This is a genomic window from Aeromonas sp. 1805, assembly GCF_013085525.1.
Classification (GTDB): Bacteria; Pseudomonadota; Gammaproteobacteria; order Enterobacterales; family Aeromonadaceae; genus Aeromonas; species Aeromonas hydrophila.
Map to the genome: position 1 here is coordinate 4,253,419 of NZ_CP038515.1, position 17,631 is coordinate 4,271,049.

Here is a 17,631-nt window from a genome sequence, read left to right on the forward strand (position 1 = left end):
AGGAGTAGCCGGGTGCACAGACACCAAACACACCTGTTCTGGCTGGGAGTGGTTCTCCTGTTCCTGCTCATCTGTCTCTCACTGGCCACCGGCGCCGGTGTCTATGGTGGCCGCGAGGTCGCCGGATTTCTGCTGGGCGATCCCGCCCTCATGGCCGATGAAAAGCTCGCCATGATCGTTCATACCTTGCGTCTGCCCCGCACCCTGTGTGCCCTGGTGGTGGGCGTCTGTCTTGCGCTGGCGGCCTCCATGCTGCAAAGCGCCACCCGCAATCCGCTGGCCGAACCCGGCCTGCTCGGGGTCAACGCCGGCGCCGTGTTCGCCCTGGTGATCGGCCTCACCTATTTTGGCGTCGAATCCGCCTACGGTTACCTGCTCTGGTCCGGCATGGGGGCCCTGCTCGGCAACCTCATCGTGCTCGGCCTCGGCCTGATGGTGGGGCGCTCCAACCCCCTCAAGCTCATCCTGGTGGGGGTTGCCCTCTCCGCCACCTTCGGCGGCCTCTCCAACTTCCTGCTGCTCTCCAACCAGGTGGTGCTGGAACAGTTCCGCTTCTGGAATCTGGGGTCGCTGGCCGCCTCGGATCTCGATGCGGTGCTCACCGTGATGCCCTTTGCCCTGCTCGGCCTGCTGCTGACCCTGGCGCTCTGCCGTCAGCTCACCCTGATGCAGATGGGTGACAACCAGGCGCTGGCACTCGGCATCCGGCCGACCCGGGTGCGCATCGGCGTGCTCCTGGCCGCCACCCTGTTTACCGCCTGCGCCATCGCCATCGCCGGCCCCATCGGCTTCGTCGGTTTTCTCGCCGCCTACTGCGCCCGTCTGGTGGAGCCGGTACGCCTCGCCATCCAGGTACGCTTCTCCGCCCTGTTCGGGGTGCTGTTCCTGCTCGGCGCCGACATCCTGGCGCGCTGGCTGATCCAGCCGTTCGAACTGCCCAACGGGGTGATCCTGGCGTTGATCGGTGCCCCCGTGCTCATCCTGGTGGTACGCAGCGGCGGCTTCCGCTCCCTGCTGGCCGTCAAATAAGGTTGCCTGCCTCATGAACAATTCCATCCATCCCTCCCTCACCACGGCGCTTCCCACCGGCACCGTCTGCCTGCGCGTTGGCAGCCGCACCCTGCTGCTGCACCGCCGCGCCTGGCTCATCACGCTGGGGCTCCTGGTGGCCCTGGTGCTGCTCTCCCTGCTGGCGCTGACCCTGGGCTCCGGCAAGCTCACCATGCTGGGGGTGATCCAGACCCTGCTTGGCGAGGGCAACCGGCTGAGCGAGGTGACCGTCTTCAAGATCCGGCTGCCACGCATCGTCGCCGTGCTGGTGGCGGGCGCGGCCATGGGCCTCTCCGGCTGCCTGGTGCAGACCCTCATTCGCAACCGCCTCGCCACCCCGGACATGATCGGGGTCAACGAGGGGGCCTCCTTGGCCATCATCGCCTTCTCCCTCTACCTGACCCTCGGCAGCTGGCCCTGGTGGGCCGCCCCACTGGGCGCCCTGTTTGCCGCCGTAGTGCTCTATGCCCTGTGCAACAAGCCGGGGGAGCAGGGCTACCTGTTCGTGGTGATCGGCATCGGCGTCTCCGAGCTGATGAACGCCATCGGCCAGTTCGTGATGTCCACCCAGTCGCTGGTGCACCTCACCAGCCTCTACCTGTGGAACATGGGCAACTTCGTCGGCCAGGGTTACAGCACCGTGCTGCCGGTGGGGATCCTGATCCTGCTGGTCTGCCCCTGGATCATTTATCTCTCCCGGGCCCTGGGCGTACTGCGTCTGGGCCCCGTCACCGCCCAGAGTCTGGGGGTGAACGTCAACCGGGTGCAGCTCGGCGTGCTGGCCCAGGCCATCGTCGTGGCGGCGCTCGGCACCGCCATCGGCGGCCCCGTGGTGTTCATCGCCATGGCGGCCCCGGTGCTCGCCTCCTGGCTCAGCCGGGATCGCATCGTGCCGCTGTGGATTGCCGCCCTGTGCGGCGCCCTGCTGCTGCTGGCCAGCGACACCCTGGTGCGGGTGCTGGCCAGCCCCCACGAGGTGGCCACCGGCATCATGACCCGTATTCTCGGCGGCCTGCTGCTGCTGTTCATCCTGCTCAAAGACCGCCAGAAGGCCGACTGACGATGCCATTCATCCATTTTCAAGACAGACCGAGGGCCGCCTGATGACGCTCACCATCAATCACCTGCAATTTGGCTATCAGCACAAGCCCGTCTTCAACGACATCTCCTTCACCATTCCCCAGGGCAAGCTGGTGGGGATCGTCGGCCCCAACGGCGGCGGCAAGTCCACCCTGCTCAAACTCCTGGCAGGCCAGGAGCAGCAGCAAGCCGGCGAGATCCTGCTCAAGGGCAAGCCGCTGGCAAGCTACGGCAAGAAGGCGCTGGCCCGTGAGCTCGCCTACCTGCCCCAGCGTCCGCTGGTGCCCGCCGGCATCCAGGTCGAGCAGCTGGTGCAGTACGGCCGCCATCCCCATCAGGGCTGGTTCAATCAGTGGAGTGAGGAAGATGCGCGCATGGTGCGCTGGGCCTGCGAGCGGATGCAGCTGGGCGACATTCTGCAGCAGAGCGCCAGCTCCCTCTCCGGCGGTCAGGCCCAGCGGGTGTGGCTCGCCATGGTGCTGGCCCAGGATGCGGACATCATCCTGCTGGATGAACCCACCAGCGCCCTCGACATCGGCCACCAGACCGAGGTGATGGAGGCCATCCACCAGATCACCGCCGAGGGCAAGACGGTGCTCATCGTCATCCACGATCTCGCCACCGCCGCCCGCTACTGCGACGAGCTGATCGCGCTGGGGGATGGCGGCATCCAGGCCATGGGGCCGGCCCGCGAGGTGGTGACCAAGTCCCTCATCGACCGCCTCTACCAGACCGACGTGGACATACTGCACGCCCCCGGCGACGGCGCCCCCATCATAGTGCCCCGCCGCAGACCGCACGCCTTTGCCATGCGCCAACCGGCCTGAGCCCCATCAAAAAACCGCCGAGAGGCGGTTTTTTGATGCTTGTGTCTCGGCGCGCCGCCACTCACAGCAGCAGGCAGGTGAGCACCCCGCCCGGCCGTGTTTGCCAGTGCCCTGTTTGCCAATGCAGTGCCTGCCAGGACATTGGCTGCCAGTAGAGCGTGCAGCGCCAACCGGCGGGCAGATCTGGGGTCAGCCCGCCCACCAGTTCGAGGGTGAGGGTCTGCTCCGTCATGGTCAGCCAGTGGGCATCGAGAAAGTCAAAATAGCGCCCCACCCTGGGGTAGAGCGCCTTGAACAGGCTCTCCTTGGCCGAAAAGATCAAGGTGAGCGCCTCAGCCCTACTGAGGCCAATGGCAGGGGCAGCGGCCGCCAGCCGGTCCCACTCCTCCCCGCTGGCAATGCCGGGCCAGAGCTCGCTCGCCTGCCCCTCTGCCAGCCAGCCCTCCAGATCCAGCCCCATCCCCGCCCGGCCGGGGCGCACCGCGCACAGCGCCATGCCGCGCCTCTGCAACAGGCTGTGGCTGATGCTGCCCTCAAACCCCGCAGGCCAGCAGGGTTCGCGAGCTGCCCCTATGCTCACCTGCTGCTGGCCCAGACCAAAGGGGTGCAAGGCCCGGCGCGCCGCCAGCCGGCCGGCCAGAAACTCCCCCAGCCGCTTGGGGGCCGCGCGCTGCAAGCTGGCGGGCAGCACCATGCCGGCCGCATCGTAACAGGCCGGGGTGAAGGCGGCGGGGTCAAAGCAGACCCGTTGCAGCGCCAGATGCGCCGCGCCGGGCAGCGGCAGGCTGTCGGCCTGCACGATAAAGCGGTCCAGTGAACAGGCTGGCGCAGTGGCAATGAACATCACGAAGAGCCCTTGGTGGATGAGCCAGCATGGTAGCAAACCGTCCGTTCCTTATGCCACAAACACAAATGACAATTCTTATCATTTGAATTTGTGGTAGCATGAGTTCGCCCGTTTGGGACCCAGTGTTCCACTGATTTCACCAAGAAGGATGTAACGATGAAGATCTCCTCTCCCCTGGCTGCCGTGCTGATGCTGGCCAGCCTGGTCGGCTTCCAGGCACAGGCCGGCAGCGAGACCCGTCAGGTGACCGATGCCGACGGCAAGACCCAGGTCGTACCGGCCCAGCCCAAGCGGGTGGTGGTACTGAGCGAAATCGATCTGGACAGCGCCCTGACCCTGGGGCTACAACCGGTCGGCACCGTCAATGGCCGCGGCCAGTCCACCCTGCCCCGCTACCTGCTGCAACAGGCGGGCAAGGAGATCGCCGTGGTCGGCGATCTGGACAACCCCAACCTGGAGAAGCTGATCGATCTGGAACCCGACCTCATCCTCACCGGCCAGACCAAGCCCGAGCTGCTGGCCCTGCTCAAGGAGATCGCTCCCACCGTGGTCACCGGCAACTGGGGCGACTCCTGGAAGGAGATCTTCAATCGCAGCGCCCACGTGCTGAACCGGGACGCCGAAGCCAAGACCTTCCTCGCCCAGTATGACGCCCGCCTGCAGCAAGCCCGCAGCAAGCTCGCCAAGCATCAGGGTGAGCGCCTGAGCATAGTGCGCTGGAACCCCAAGGGCCCGAGCTACATGCACGGCGGCACCTTCGCCAGCAGCGTGGTGGAAGAGATGGGGCTGACCCGGCCGACCCACCAGATCGGTGACAAGACCCCCCACTCCCCGGCCCTGAGCCTCGAATCCCTCAACCTGCTGGACGGCGACTGGTTGGTGATCGGCACCCTCAGCGCCAGCGGCGACGCGGTGGATGCCATGAAGCAGGCCGAGCAGACCCCGGCCTTCCAGCAGCTCGGCGCCATCAAGAGCAAGCGCTTCGGCGCCGTGGACGGATCCCTGTGGACCTCCACCGGCGGCCCCCAGGCGGCCCTCAAGGTGATCGACGACGTCGAGCAGCTGCTGGCCAAACCCGATGCGGCCCCCATCACCCAATAAGCTCTCGTGATCAGCGCCCACAAAGAAGCCCGCATTTGCGGGCTTCTTTTTTATCCATGGCTTTTGACGTCCAACTTATTCCGGCAAGGGCAGCGCCTTTCTGTCCAGCTTGCCGCTGCCGGTCTTGGGCAGGGCATCCAGCAGGATGAGCCGCGCCGGCACCATATAGTGCGGCAGCGTCGCCTGCAGCCCCTTGCGCAGGGCGAGGCGATTGAGGGTCACCCCGCTTTTCGCCTCCACGTAGCCCACCAGCATGGCCTCGTCCCCCTCGCCCACCAGACGCACCGCCGCCTCCTGCACCCCGACCTGGCGGCGCAGTCCCGCCTCCACCTCGCCGAGCTCGATGCGAAAACCGCGCAGCTTGACCTGATCGTCGCGTCGCCCCAGATAGAGGAAGCTGTCCGCCCCCAGCCGTCGTACCCGATCGCCGGTGCGATAGAGGCGATGGGTGGCAAGGCGCAGGAAGGCGGCGCTGGTCAAGGCAGGCTTGCGCCAGTACCCCTCGCACAGGGCCGGGCTCTCGATGCAGAGCTCCCCGCACTCCCCCTCTGCCACCGGTTGCCCCGCTTCGTCCAGCACCCAGTGCCGATAGCCGGGCAGGCTGTGGCTGATGGTGATCTGGCCATCAGTCGGTGGCCAGATCACCTCGCTCACCAGCGACCAGACGGTGGCCTCGGTCGGCCCGTAGCAGTTCCACAGTCGCCGGGTGCGGACACAGAGCTGCTCGGCCAATCCCGAGTCCAGCGCCTCGCCACCACACAGGGCGGTGAGGCGCTCGCGTCCCTGCCAGCCCGCCTTGAGCAGCATGCGCCAGCAGGCCGGGGTGGCTTGTAGGAAGTTGATGGAGGGGTCGGCCTCGAGCAGCGCCAGCATCCCCAGCGGATCCTTGTTGTGCTTGCCGCCGGCCACCGTCAAGCTGCCCCCGCCCCAGAGCGGCCCCAGCATCTCCAGCAGCGAGATGTCGAAGGCCGGGGTGGTGATAAAGAGCCAGTGGCAGCCAGGTGAAAGCCCGAGCCGCTCGCGGATCCCGTCGAGGAAGCAGAGCAGGGCCCGCCGGCTGATGACCACCCCCTTGGGCTCGCCGGTAGAGCCCGAGGTAAACATCATGTAGGCAGCCAGGGCATCATCCACTTGGGGCCAGGAGACGGGCCCAGCCGCTGCCGGCCCATCGAGGGTGCGCAGCGGACAGCCGAAGGCGGGAGCTGGCCTGTCGCCGTCGCAGATCACCGCCGACAGGCGCGCCTGACGGGCGATCCCCTGCAGCCGCTCCACCGGAAAGTCCGGCTCAAGGGGCACGAAGGTGAGACCGAGCCGCAGGCAGGCCAGCAGGCTGGCCACCAGATCGGGGCTGCGGGAAAGATAGAGGCCGACCCGCTCCCCCACCGCCAGCCCCTGCAGGCGGGCGGCAATCCGGGCCACCCGATCATTGAGCGCGCCATAGCTAAGCCACTGCTCATCTGATCCGCCCTCACTGATACCCTCCCCGCCCATACGGATGGCGGGGGCCAGCGGGGTGGCGGCCAGACAGGCTGCCAGCCGCGCGCCCAGGTTGGCCGCCCCCTCACGGGGGGCAGGCCGGGTTTGCATGAGCGGAGCCTCATGCTTGATGGTCACCGTCATAGCACGGCCTCCGTTTGGCGCACCAGCCAGTGCCGATAGAGCCGGCTGGGGGATGGATGGGCCTTGAGCGTCTGCAGGGTAAGCTGCGCCCGCTCCTGGCCAAATGCCTCGTTGAGGGCCGCCAGCAGGGCGAGCTGCTGTACCGAATCCACCCCGAGTTCACACAAGGTCTGCTGCCAGATGCCGGGCACGCCGCACTGGCGCTCCCACAGGGCCACCAGCGCGCGGGCCTCGGCCGGTGGCTGAGCCAGGCCGGGCTCAGCCCTGGTGGCGGCCACTTGTGTGGCTGTCGCTGCTGTGGCTGCCGATAGTGTGGCTGCCCCTTGTGCTGGGAACGGCGCGGCCGCTGCCACTCTGGCCGGTTGGCCCAGATCCGCCTGCGCCAGCCAGGCGAGCTCGGCCAGCCAGTCAGCCAGCACCGCCTCGGCCCGGGCCTCGGGGATCTGCTCGCCGTCAAACTCGAGGCGCAGCTGGAGCGTCTCACCCCGGCTGCTGACCACCAAGGAGAGCGGCAGCTCCACCTTCTCCACCACGGCGCCAAAGCGCGGCACCAGCTGGTGGGGTTCGGGGGCGGCAGGGGCCGCCGGCATGGGGTAGTTCTCGAACACGAACAGACTCTGGAACAGGCGCGCCCGGCCTTTGGTCAGTGCCGCCAGCGACTGGGTGCCGTGCTCGTTGAGCGCCATCAGGTCGGTCTGCAACCGGTCGATATGCTCGGCCAGGGTCAGCTCGGTGCGCCACACCAGGGCCAACGGCAGGCTGTTGATGTAGAGCCCGACGCTCGCGGTGATCCCCTCGATGGGGTAATCCCTACCCGGGGTCACGTTGCCCACCAGGGTGACGGCATCGCCAGAGCGGCGTGCCAGCAGACGGTGCCAGGCATATTGAGCCAACAGGCCCGCAGTCACCCCAAGGTCTCGGGCACGATGGGCGAGCAAGGTCGCCACCTCGGCCGGCAGCGCCGTGGCGCACACCGCCGGTCGCTGCTGGGTATGGCGCCCGCTTGAACCTGCGTCCAGCGTCACCCCGAACAGGCAGGCGAGATCGTTAGGCTTGGCCAAGAGCTCGCCCCGCCCCTGCCAGTAGGCGTCGGCGCTGCGGGTTTGGCTCGCGATATGGCGGCCAAATTCGAGCCAGGCGGTATCCGGCTCGCCCTGCGGCAACAGGCCATTCATCAGCGCCTGATAGCCGCGATGCAAGGAACCCAGCAACACGGGGCCACTCCAGCCATCCAGCACGCCGTGATGGGCGCTGAAGATCACCTTGTGGTGATCGGGGGCCAATTTGAAGCAGGCAAGGCGCAGCAGGGGCGCCTGCTCCAGCGGGATCGGGCGGGCCAGATCCTGCTCGCGATAGGCCTGGACCCGTGCCTCTGCATTTCCCACTTCAGACAAGTCCTCATAGTGGAATGGCAACTCGGCATGCTTGAGGATGCGCTGCAGCGTAACCCCATCCGCCAGCACCAGTTCGCTGCGAAGGGCCGGCCAGCGGGCAATCTGCCCCTGCCAGGCCTGACGGTAGACCGCCACGTCCAGCGGCTGGTGATAGTCCATCTCGGTCTGCAGGTGATAGGCGTGATCCCGGGGCAGCAGCGCCCTGTGATGGAACATGCTCTGCTGAAGCGAGGTCATGGGCAGCAGGGTCTCCACCTCGCGCCCGCTCAGCACCCGATCGAGCGCGGCTTGCGAGAGGCCAAGCCCCGGGAAGTCGCTCGGGGTATGGCGTGGGGCCTTCAGGTTGCAGCAGTGTTCCACCAGCGCCGTCAGGTTGTCCGCCAGCCGCGCCATCAGGGCGTCGCTCGCCTGCTGGTTGAGGGCACCCACCTGGCGCAAGGTGAGGTGGCCATCAAACACGCCACCGTGCAGACTAACCAGCTCGCGCGGCAGGTTGTCAGGGGACGTTGGGGCCCCTGGCGCCAGCGGCAGGGGTTGCCAAGGTTGAGCGGCCTCGCCCTGATGGCTGACCCCCAGGTAATTGAAGACCACCAGGGCTTCGGGCAGTGCCCAGCCACGGGGTGGTGCAGCCGCAGGGCGTTGAAGCCCACCCCCTTGTCCGGCACGGCGCGCAGCTGCTCCTTGGTGGCGCACACCAGCGCATCCCACGCCCCGGCATCCGCCAGCGCCAGCGGGTAGGTGCTGGTGAACCAGCCCAGGGTACGGCTCACGTCGAGTTCCGCATCGATGGCCTCACGGCCGTGCCCTTCCAACATCACGCAGTGACGGCTGCCGTAACCCTGCTCGCTCAGGGTACGGGTCAGTGCCGCCAGCAGCAGGTCGGGCACCCGGGTGAAGTAGGCCTGGTTGGCGGCGTCGATGAGACGGGCCGTGGTCTCCTGACTCAGTTGCAGCAGGCTGGCGGCGGCGCGGCCATCGGCGGCGCGCGCCGCTTCCAGCAGGTGACCCTGGCTGCCTTCCCCCTGAGCCAGCCAGAAGCCAAGCTGTTCCTCTTCCCGTTTGGCGTAGGCCGCAAGCCCCTCGCCCCACTGGCGATAGCTGCTGCCCTTGGCGGGCAGCGGCTCGCCCCTGCTCACTCGTGCCAGATCCTCGGCCAGAATGCGCCAGGAGACCGCATCGATCACCAGGTGATGGAAGGCGAGGAAGAGCCCCTCCACCGTCTCGCCCTCCCGCTCACCTTCCAGAGAGAGATTGCGCAGGCGGGCCCAGGCCAGGGTGTGGCCGCTGGCAGGGTCGAAATCTCCCTGCAGCTCGGTCAGGCGGGCCTGCAGCTCGACCTCATCGAAATTGGCGGCATCCAGGAGCGGCAACGGCGGCAATGGCAGTTCGGCCAGGTAGCGCTGGCCGGTCGGGGTCACCGCCAGGCGCAGGGCATCGTGGTGCTGGCGCAACGCATCCAGCCAGCCGCGCAGGGCCTCATCGTCCACCCCGGCCGGCAGGCGCAGGATCACCCCCTGGTTCCAGTGACCGGACTTGGCAAAGCCCTGCTCGAAGAACCAGTGCTGAATGGGGTGGAGCGGGAACTCGCCGGTCAGGCTGCCCTGCTCGCTCCTGTGGCTGACGGCTTGCTGCTGGCCGAGCTGGCGGCAGAGGCGGCGCACCGTCTTGGCTTCGAACACGTCCTTCACGCTGCAGTGCAGTCCCGCATCCCGCAACCGGGTGGTGAGCTGGATGCTGAGGATGGAGTCACCGCCTAAGCGGAAGAAGTCATCCTCCACCCCGAGCGGTTGTTTTAGCACCCATTGCCAGATGGCGAGCACGGTCTGCTCCAGTTCGTTTTGCGGCTCGCCCTTGCTCTGCTGCCAGACGATGGCGGGCAGGCGGCGCAAGTCCAGCTTGCCGTTGGGGGTGAGCGGCATCTCGGGCAGCCAGCAGAGGCGCGCCGGCACCATGTATTCGGGCAGGCACTCGCCGGCCCGCTGCAGCAGGGCATCGCCGTCGGGCTCCCTTGCTCCGGCCTGCAAACAGGCGTAAGCCAGCAGGCGCCCCTCCTGCACCACCACCTTGATCTGGCGAATGGCCGGGCACAATTCGGCGAGCCGGGTCTCTATCTCCCCCGGCTCGATGCGATAGCCGCGCAGCTTGATCTGCTCGTCTATCCGGCCCAGATACTGGATGTTGCCATCGCGGCGCAGCAGGGCCCGATCGCCGGTGCGATAGAGGCGATGGGGTCGATCCGCCAGCGCCAGCTCGATAAAAGCCTCCTGGGTGCGCTCCGGCAGATTGAGGTAGCCGCGGGCCAGCCCCAACCCCGCCAGGCAGAGCTCGCCGGGGACCCCCACCGGGCAGAGGTTGCCCGCCTCATCCAGGATCAGCGCCTTCAGGTGGTTGACGGGTCGGCCTATGGTGATGGGTGCCCCCGGGGTGAGCCGCGCGCAGAGCGCGGTGACGGTGCACTCGGTCGGGCCGTACATGTTAAACAGGGCCACCCGCTCTCCCCAACGCTCCACCAGGCTGCTCGGGCACGCCTCGCCGCCAAAACCGATGGCCTTGAGGGAACCGAGTTCCGCCGGTGGCAGCAGGTTCGCGAGCAGGGCAGTCGGCAAAATCATATGGCTGGCGCCGCAAGCGATCGCGGCACCGATCACCCCCTCGCCCGGCTCGCCGAAGTGCAGGGCCGCGCCGCAGTACAGCGGCAGCAAGCTGGTCATGTTGCCCGCATCAAACGAGAGGGACATGCAGTTGAACATGGCGCCATTCTGATCAAGGGCGATGCGATCGCCGTGATCCGCCATCAGGTTGACCAGGCTGCCCTGCTCCACCATGACCCCCTTGGGCAGGCCGGTGCTGCCGGAGGTGTAGATGATCTGGGCCAGCATGGCAGCGTCCCGAGGCAGGGCGGGCGTGCTGGTTGGCATCTTGTCCAGCGCCAGCTGGTGCAGATCGTGATATTCGGCAGTCGTGCCCGCCAGCGCCTCGCCAAGCCGCGGATCCGGCACGCCGCCCAACACCAGGCTGATGGATGCATCGCCTAAGATATGGGCCAGCCGCTCGGCAGGATAGGCAGGGTCGAGCGGCACATAGGCCGCCCCCGCCTTCCAGCAGGCGAGCAGGGCGATGACGAAGGCAACATCGCGTCTGGCCTGGATGCCGATGGCGGCGCCCGGGGTAATGCCGCAGGATTGCAGCCAGTGGGCCAACCGGTTGGCACGCACCTCCAGCTCGCCATAGGTCAACGATTGCACGCCGTCGCTGACCGCCAGCGTATCCGGCAACTGAATAGCGCGCCGCTCGATATGGCAGAGCAGGGTGTCGCGGCTCGGGTAGTCCGGCGGCAGATCGGCAAGCTGTGCGGCCAGCGCTGCCTGGTCGGTGCCCGCCTCTAGCGGCAGTTGCCAGATGTCGGTCTCGGGGGCCGCCACCACGGCGCGCATCAGGTGCAGCAGGCGATCGGCGTAGGCCTGGATGGTCTCTCGCTCGAACAGGGCGGTGGCGAACAGCCAGTCCACCCGAACGGAGTCCATCAGCTCGGTCACCTTGACCGAGATGTCGGTCTTGGCCGGCAGCACCGGCGAGGTCTCCTCCACCAGCTGGCAACCGGGGATGAGATCGTTGAAGTCCACCTTGGCCTGATAGACCAGCATGATCTGGAAGATGGGGTTGATGGCGGTGGTGCGATCGGCGCCGATGGCCTCGGCCAGCGCCTCGAAACGGTAGAGCTGGTGATCGAAGGCCGCCAGATCCTCCTCCCGGCACTGCTGCAGATAGTCGACAAAGCTGGGCTTGCCGCTGAGTTGAGTGCGCAGCACCAGGGTGTTGACAAAAAAGCCCACCAGCGACTCGATCTCGTGGCGCTCGCGATAGGCGAGCGGGGTGCCGATCACCACTTCCGTCTCGCCGCTCTGGCGCACCATCAGCAGGGCAAACAGGGCGTGCAGACCGATGAAGTTGGAGGTGCTGTGGCGCTGACAGAGGCGCTTGAAGCTCTCCCACAGCGCGTTGTCAATGGTGGAGAAGACCAGCTCGCCGCCGCTGTCCTGATGGGCCGGGCGCGGCTTGTCGAGCGGCAGGCCGTGCACCTCGGGGCTGCCACCAAGCCGGTCGACCCAGAACGGCTTGAACTCGGCGTGATAATCGAGAAAACGCGGTGAGTTGAACCAGCGGGCATAGTCGATGTAGGTGAGCGGCAGTTCGCTCACCTGCAGGGGCTCGCGGTTCTGATGGGCAAGAAAGGCGCGCTTGAGATCCGCGAACATGTTCTTGACCGACCAGCCGTCGGAGATGATGTGGTGCTGGGTGATCAGCAGCACGTGCTCGCGGCTGCCGAGCCGGATCAGGTGCACCCGGCTGAGATCCCCTGGGTCAGGGAGAAGGGGCGGCCTATCTCCTCGCGCACCCGGCGGGCCACATAGGCCTCGCGCTCGGCAGCGGGCTCTGCGCTCACGTCCTCAATCTGCAACTTGAAAGGCGTGTGGGGCAGGATCTCCTGGGCCCCCCTGCCCGCCTCGTCCTTGATGAAGCGAGTGCGCATGCTGGGGTGGCGGGCAAACAGGTGGTCGAAGGCAAACTCCAGCGCCGCCGTGTCCAGCTCTCCCTTGACGCGAAAATAGACCGGCATGTTGTAGAGGTGGGAGGCCTCCTCGTACTGCTCGATAAACCAGAGCCCGCTCTGGGACGACGAAAGCGGCCCCTGCCGGGCGCCCTCGGCGACTATGGGCGCCTCGAAGGCGGCACGGGCCGCCAGGCAGCGCACCAGCTCATCCTTGTGGGCCTTGATGGTGGCGCCGATGGCAGGCGTCACCGCCTCCTTGCTCGACTGGGAGATAAGCTGGCCCTTGTCGTTCAGCGCCAGCTTCACCCCCTGCCGTTCCAGCTGTTTCAACAGCAAAATCATATTGTTCATCTGTTTCTCAAGCCTCAGGCACTCAGGGTGGCGCCGCCGTCGACGACCAGATCCTGCAGCGTGATGTGGCTGGCCAGATCCGAGGCCAGGAAGAGGACGGTATGGGCGATCTCCGCCGGGGTGGCGACCTTGCGCAGGGGGATGCCGAGCTTGAACTGCTCCGGCAGCCCGGCAATGGTGCGGGCCATGGCCTCCTCGCTTGGCAGCATGCCGCGCAACATGGGGGTATCCGTCGAGCCCGGCGACACCAGGTTGGCGCGCACGCCGAAGGGGGCCAGCTCCAGCCCCAACGTCTGGGTCAGGCTGGTGACCGCCGCCTTGGAGGCGCAATAGGCCGCCATCTGCATGCGCGGCACATGGGCGGCGTTGGAGCCGATGGTGACGATGGCGCCGCGCCGCTGCCCCTTGAAGTGGGGCACCAGGGCCCGCAGCAGATAGAAGACGCCGCTGGCGTTGACCGTCATGCAGTCGTGCCAGTCGTCATCGCTTAAGGTTTCGGTGGAGCCGAGGCGCAAGACCCCGGCCCCGTTCACCAGCACATCGAGCCCGCCGTCTGCCAGCAGCGCTGCGCAGCAGGCGTTGACCGCCTTCGAGTCGCCGATATCGAGCAGCCGGGTGGCATAGGGGTAGCCTGCTTCGGGAAACGCCAGATCCAGCCCCACCACACAGGCGCCGGCTGCCACGAACTGCGTTGCCACCTCGCGGCCGATGCCGCGCCCGGCTCCAGTCACCCAGACCCGCTTGCCAGTGAAATCAAAGGCCATTGCATGTTGCTCCTTGCTCATCACCACACCATCTCCACGCTCTCTTCGTCCTCGGCAAGCAGGCCGTCGAGGAAACGGCAGAAGTCATCGAGGCGCGGGTGATCGAACACATCGGAGACCTTGACCTGCACCCCGAACTCGGCGCCGAGCCGGTTGACGATCTGGATGGTCTGCAGGGACTGGCCCCCCAGTTCGAAGAAGTTGTCGGCAGGCGCCATGGTGGCGAGCCCCAGGATCTGCTGCCAGATGGTGCCGACCCGGTTCTCGGTCTCGCTGCCCAGGGTCAACGCCTCGCCACCCGCCTGGTAGGCGGCCAGCAGGGCCTTGCGATCCAGCTTGTTGGAGCCGGTGCGGGGCAGCTGGTCATAGTGGCGATAATCGGTGGGGATCATGGCGGCAGGCAATACCTTGGCCAGCTGCACCTTGATGACCCGGCTGTCGCGCTCCGACCCCGCCACGAAGGCCACCAGCCGGCGCACGCTGCCGATGCTCACCCCCTGCACGCACGCCTCGTCCACTCCCGGCAGGGCCAGCAGCTGGGCTTCCACCTCACCGGGCTGGATACGATAGCCGCTTATCTTGAACTCGTTGTCGCGCCGGCCGAGGTAGACCAGTCGGCCGGCCACCAAGCGCACGCGATCGCCGGTGCGATAGACGGGCATCTGCTTCGCCCCGACACGCAGGGTGCCAAAGCTCCCCTGCACGCCCCCCACGTAGCCGTTGGCCAGCTGCGGGCCGAGCAGCACCAGTTCACCCTCGCTGGCGGGTTGCTCCCCCGCCCCCAGGATGAGCGCCTGCATGCCGGGCAGCGGCAGGCCGATGGGCAACTGGGCCTGGCTCGGGTCCTCCTGTTGCAGCTCCTGGGTGGTCACTACCACTGTGGTCTCGGTGGGGCCGTAGGTGTTGAACAGGCGCACATCGGAGCGCCCCTGGCGCTGCCACTGGACCAGCTGCTCGGGGTAGACCGCCTCGCCGCCGATGATGACGGTGGCCAGATTGGCCGGAATGTGGGCCTGGCCCGCCGTCAGCGCCACCACCCATTCGTTCCAGAACGCGGTGGGCAGGTCGAGGTGAGTGATCCCCATCTGCTCCACCCCGGCCGCAAAGGCGGGCATGGATTCGAGCAGGGCATCGGTGCGCAGCACCAGAGTCGCGCCGGCGCTCAAGGTAGCGAACACCTCCTCGATGCTGGCGTCGAAGTTGAAGGGGGCGAATTGCAGCATCCGCGCGTCTTCATCCAGGTGATAACGGCAGCGGGCGGCGGCGGCGAAGTGATCCAGCGCGCCGTGGCTGACCGCCACCCCTTTGGGCAGGCCGGTCGAGCCCGAGGTGAACATCAGGTAGGCGACCGCGCGGCCGGCGGCCGGCTGGTTCAAGCGGTTATCGCTCACCAGATCCCCCGCCAGCAGACCCCCAACCAAGAGAGTACGCCCCTCAAACAGGCTGGCCAGCTTGTGACGGTACTCGGCCTGGGTGATCAGGGTCTTGACCTCCCCCAGCCGCAGAATATGGCCCTGGCGCTCCAGCGGCTGCTCGGGGTCGAGCGGCACGTAGACGGCGCCCGCCAGCAGCACCGCCAGCTGGGCGAAGATGGCCTGGGGGGTGCGGGCCAGCATGACCCCCACCCTGTCGCCGGGGGCGACGCCTGCGGCCTGCAGGGCAGCTGCCATCTGTTCGGCTCTGGCCAGCAGCGCCTCGTAGCTGAAGCGGGCCTCCCCCTGCTCCAGCGCAATCTTGTCCGGGGTCTGGGCGGCGAAGTGGCAGAGCGCCTCCAGCACCGGCCGCGTCTTGATCACTTCATGGGCGGGGCCGGCGATCAGGGCGCTGACTCGCTGCTCGGCCAGCCAGTCGGCCTTGAGCGTCCCCAGGGTCTGGGCGGGCTCGGCCAGCCAGCGTTCCAGCAGGGCAAACAGGGTATCGGCGATGGCGGCCAGATCGGCCTGCCGGTAGCAGCCGGGGTTGGCGTCCAGATCCAGTCTGGGCTGGCCATCGACGCCGACCTGCACCTCGATGGTGAGATCCTCCACCGGGCCGGCGCTGATGTTGAGAATATGGGCAGATAGCGGCCCGAAGCGGCGAGCGTGATCGAACGGCATGATGTTGACCAGCGGGCCGAACAGGCGCTTGTCGCCCCCCACCAGGCCAAGGTCGCGGCGCAGCAGCTCGTAGCGGTAGTGCTGGTGTTTGCGCACCCCGCGCTTGGCCTTGGCCACGGCGCCGGCGGCTCCCGCCAGATCCAGTTCTTCACCCAGTGTCAGCGCCAGCGGGGTAATGTTCATCTGCATGCAGGGCACGGTCAGCGACGCCGAGCCGATGCGGTTCATCATCATCAGGCCGAGCAGGGTCTGGCCCTGGCCGCTCGAAAGCGACAGCTGGGCCGAGAGGCCGGCCAGCAGCAGATCGGGCCAGCCCAGCTTGTGCTCGTCGGCAAAGCCGGTCAGGGATTGCCACAGCACCGCCGGCAGCGGACGGCTCTCGCGGATAAATTCGGCCGCGATGGGCGCGCGGATCTCGCCAAAGGACTTCACCTCGGGCCAGCCTTGCAGCTGCTCCTGCCAGAAGGCGCGAGCGGCTGCGTTCTTGCCGCTCTGCTCGCGGCTCGCCTCTTCGGCCAGCACTTCAGCCAAAGAGCCGAAGGGGGATGGGGAGTTCATCTCACCGGTCAGCCCCTCTGCATACAGCTCGGCGATGCGCTGGAACAGCAAGGTGGTGCCAAAGCCGTCGAGGGCGATGTGGTGCACGCAGCTGTAGAGGTAATCGCGGCCAGGGCCGCGCAGCAGGGCGAAACGACAGGGCGCCTCTTGGCTCAGCTCGAACGGGCGGCGCAGATCGGCCCAGGCCCAGGCGCGGGCCAGCGTCTCGTCATCGCGCTCAAGGGAGACCTCTTCATAGGCCAGGGGCAGTTCATGCGAGACGAAGCAGACCGTCTCCTTATCGTCTTCGAAGTGGCCCTTGAGCGCCTCGCACTCCCCCACTGCCTTGGCAAGGGCCGCCACCAGTACGGCCGCCTCCACCTTGCCGTCGAAGGCGATGCACTCGGCGGTGTTGAACATCGCCTTGTCATCGTTGAGCAGATGTCCGGACCAGAGCCCCTGCTGGGGGATGGTCAAGGGGAAGCGGTTCATGGGGTCACCTCCAGCGCCTGGGCTGCCAGCTTGGCCTCGATGAGGCGCCACCAGCCGTTGAGGGTCGGCAGCTTGGCGAGATCCACGAAGCCGAGCTCCACCCCGGCGGCGCGCCACTCGGTGAGCAGGGCCATGATCCGCACCGAATCCAGACCGTAGTCGATGAGGTTCTCGTCGGGGTCAAACTCCCCTTCGTCCTCGTCGATATGACTCAGCAGCCGCGCCTTGAGCCCCTCATACGTCAGCAACGGATTGGTGGGCAGCGGACTGGTCTGGGCGGCAGAAGCGGAGGCCGGGGCGAGGGCCAGCACCTCCTCGCAGCGGATCACCTTGCCGCAGCGGGTCGCCACGTAGTCGAGCGCCATCTGGTGGTCGGCCTGGGAGAAGTCCGCCACCCCGTCCGCCAGGAAGAAGGGCTGGATGTCGCGCATGAAGGCGTCGCAGGCGGTCATCATGCAGCCGATATGGCCGTAGATGCCGCCGATGATCAGCTGATCCCGTCCCAGCGCTTTGAGCATCTGCTCGAGCTCGGAGCGCTGGAAGGCGCTGTAGCGCCACTTGACCAGCACGGTGTCGTCCCGCTCCGGGCAGAGTGCTGCCACCACCTGCTGCTGTTCGGGCCGTTTGTTGAGCCCCGGGCCCCACATGTCGTTGAGCAGGGCGCGATCTTCAGGGGATTGATCCTTGGGCTGGGCGGTGTAGAAGACCGGGATGCCGAGGGCCTTGCACTGCTTGCGCACGGCGGCCAGGCGCTCGATGAGCGCCGCGATCAGCGGGCTGTTTTCGCCATAGAAGGCGGTGAAGTACTCCTGCATGTCGTGGATCAGCAGGGCGGCGCGTTTGGGATCCAGAGACCAGTCGACCTTGTTGGCCTTCCACTGGCTGGGCATGGCGTAATTGTTCAGGGTTGGGATAGCCAT

Annotated in this window: 9 protein-coding genes and 1 pseudogene; 4 read left to right on the forward strand and 6 right to left on the reverse strand. The window is 67.1% G+C overall.

The annotated features are described in order from the left end of the window. Window positions 1–12: 12 nt before the first annotated feature. The 3 genes from E5E96_RS19795 to E5E96_RS19805 are packed head-to-tail and all read left to right on the forward strand — an operon-like array spanning window position 13 to window position 2,957. A complete protein-coding gene (locus E5E96_RS19795; RefSeq protein WP_011705838.1) occupies window positions 13–1,029 on the forward strand; it encodes an amonabactin ABC transporter permease subunit 2 in 1,017 nt (338 codons plus the stop codon). Window positions 1,030–1,042: 13 nt separating this feature from the next. Further along, window positions 1,043–2,110 carry an amonabactin ABC transporter permease subunit 1 gene (locus E5E96_RS19800; RefSeq protein ID WP_171282924.1) on the forward strand — a complete coding sequence of 356 codons (1,068 nt, stop codon included), beginning with the start codon at window positions 1,043–1,045 and terminating at the stop codon, window positions 2,108–2,110. A gap of 43 nt (window positions 2,111–2,153) precedes the next feature. Beyond that, window positions 2,154–2,957: an amonabactin ABC transporter ATP-binding protein gene (locus tag E5E96_RS19805; RefSeq protein ID WP_016350955.1), complete on the forward strand. Its 804-nt coding sequence runs from the start codon at window positions 2,154–2,156 to the stop codon at window positions 2,955–2,957. A 61-nt stretch (window positions 2,958–3,018) separates the two neighbouring features. Here the strand turns inward: E5E96_RS19805 and amoD are convergent, their stop codons facing one another. Beyond that, entirely contained in the window at window positions 3,019–3,804 is a 786-nt protein-coding gene (gene amoD, locus E5E96_RS19810) for an amonabactin biosynthesis phosphopantetheinyl transferase AmoD (protein ID WP_171283261.1), read from the reverse strand. 156 nt (window positions 3,805–3,960) lie between these two features. Here amoD and E5E96_RS19815 point away from each other — a divergent pair, with 156 nt between their 5' ends. Next, window positions 3,961–4,905 carry an amonabactin ABC transporter substrate-binding protein gene (locus tag E5E96_RS19815; protein WP_029302861.1) on the forward strand — a complete coding sequence of 315 codons (945 nt, stop codon included), beginning with the start codon at window positions 3,961–3,963 and terminating at the stop codon, window positions 4,903–4,905. Between the two features lie 75 nt (window positions 4,906–4,980). Here the strand turns inward: E5E96_RS19815 and amoH are convergent, their stop codons facing one another. The 5 genes and pseudogenes from amoH to amoB all read right to left on the reverse strand — a co-directional run bounded on the left by amoH (window position 4,981) and on the right by amoB (window position 17,631). Next, complete coding sequence (gene amoH / locus E5E96_RS19820; protein WP_171282925.1) at window positions 4,981–6,525, reverse strand: amonabactin biosynthesis glycine adenylation protein AmoH; 1,545 nt, start codon at window positions 6,523–6,525, stop codon at window positions 4,981–4,983. Next, window positions 6,522–12,822: pseudogene (gene amoG, locus E5E96_RS19825) on the reverse strand (amonabactin biosynthesis non-ribosomal peptide synthetase AmoG). The gene amoH and the pseudogene amoG overlap by 4 nt, the downstream one beginning before the upstream one ends. Window positions 12,823–12,836: 14 nt before the next feature. Beyond that, entirely contained in the window at window positions 12,837–13,586 is a 750-nt protein-coding gene (gene amoA, locus E5E96_RS19830) for an amonabactin biosynthesis protein AmoA (RefSeq protein WP_171282926.1), read from the reverse strand. A 20-nt stretch (window positions 13,587–13,606) separates the two neighbouring features. Further along, window positions 13,607–16,711 carry an amonabactin biosynthesis non-ribosomal peptide synthetase AmoF gene (amoF, locus tag E5E96_RS19835; RefSeq protein ID WP_171282927.1) on the reverse strand — a complete coding sequence of 1,035 codons (3,105 nt, stop codon included), beginning with the start codon at window positions 16,709–16,711 and terminating at the stop codon, window positions 13,607–13,609. Beyond that, window positions 16,708–17,631: an amonabactin biosynthesis bifunctional protein AmoB gene (gene amoB, locus E5E96_RS19840; protein ID WP_171282928.1), complete on the reverse strand. Its 924-nt coding sequence runs from the start codon at window positions 17,629–17,631 to the stop codon at window positions 16,708–16,710. The genes amoF and amoB overlap by 4 nt, the downstream gene beginning before the upstream one ends.

What these genes read in the sequence shown, in the direction of transcription:
- E5E96_RS19805 (WP_016350955.1), top strand. Translation starts at nt 2,154, where the DNA reads ATGACGCTCACCATCAATCACCTGCAATTTGGCTATCAGCACAAGCCC.
- E5E96_RS19815 (WP_029302861.1), top strand. Translation starts at nt 3,961, where the DNA reads ATGAAGATCTCCTCTCCCCTGGCTGCCGTGCTGATGCTGGCCAGCCTG.
- E5E96_RS19800 (WP_171282924.1), top strand. Translation starts at nt 1,043, where the DNA reads ATGAACAATTCCATCCATCCCTCCCTCACCACGGCGCTTCCCACCGGC.
- amoB (WP_171282928.1), bottom strand. Translation starts at nt 17,631, where the DNA reads ATGGCTATCCCAACCCTGAACAATTACGCCATGCCCAGCCAGTGGAAG.
- amoF (WP_171282927.1), bottom strand. Translation starts at nt 16,711, where the DNA reads ATGAACCGCTTCCCCTTGACCATCCCCCAGCAGGGGCTCTGGTCCGGA.
- amoA (WP_171282926.1), bottom strand. Translation starts at nt 13,586, where the DNA reads ATGGCCTTTGATTTCACTGGCAAGCGGGTCTGGGTGACTGGAGCCGGG.
- amoH (WP_171282925.1), bottom strand. Translation starts at nt 6,525, where the DNA reads ATGACGGTGACCATCAAGCATGAGGCTCCGCTCATGCAAACCCGGCCT.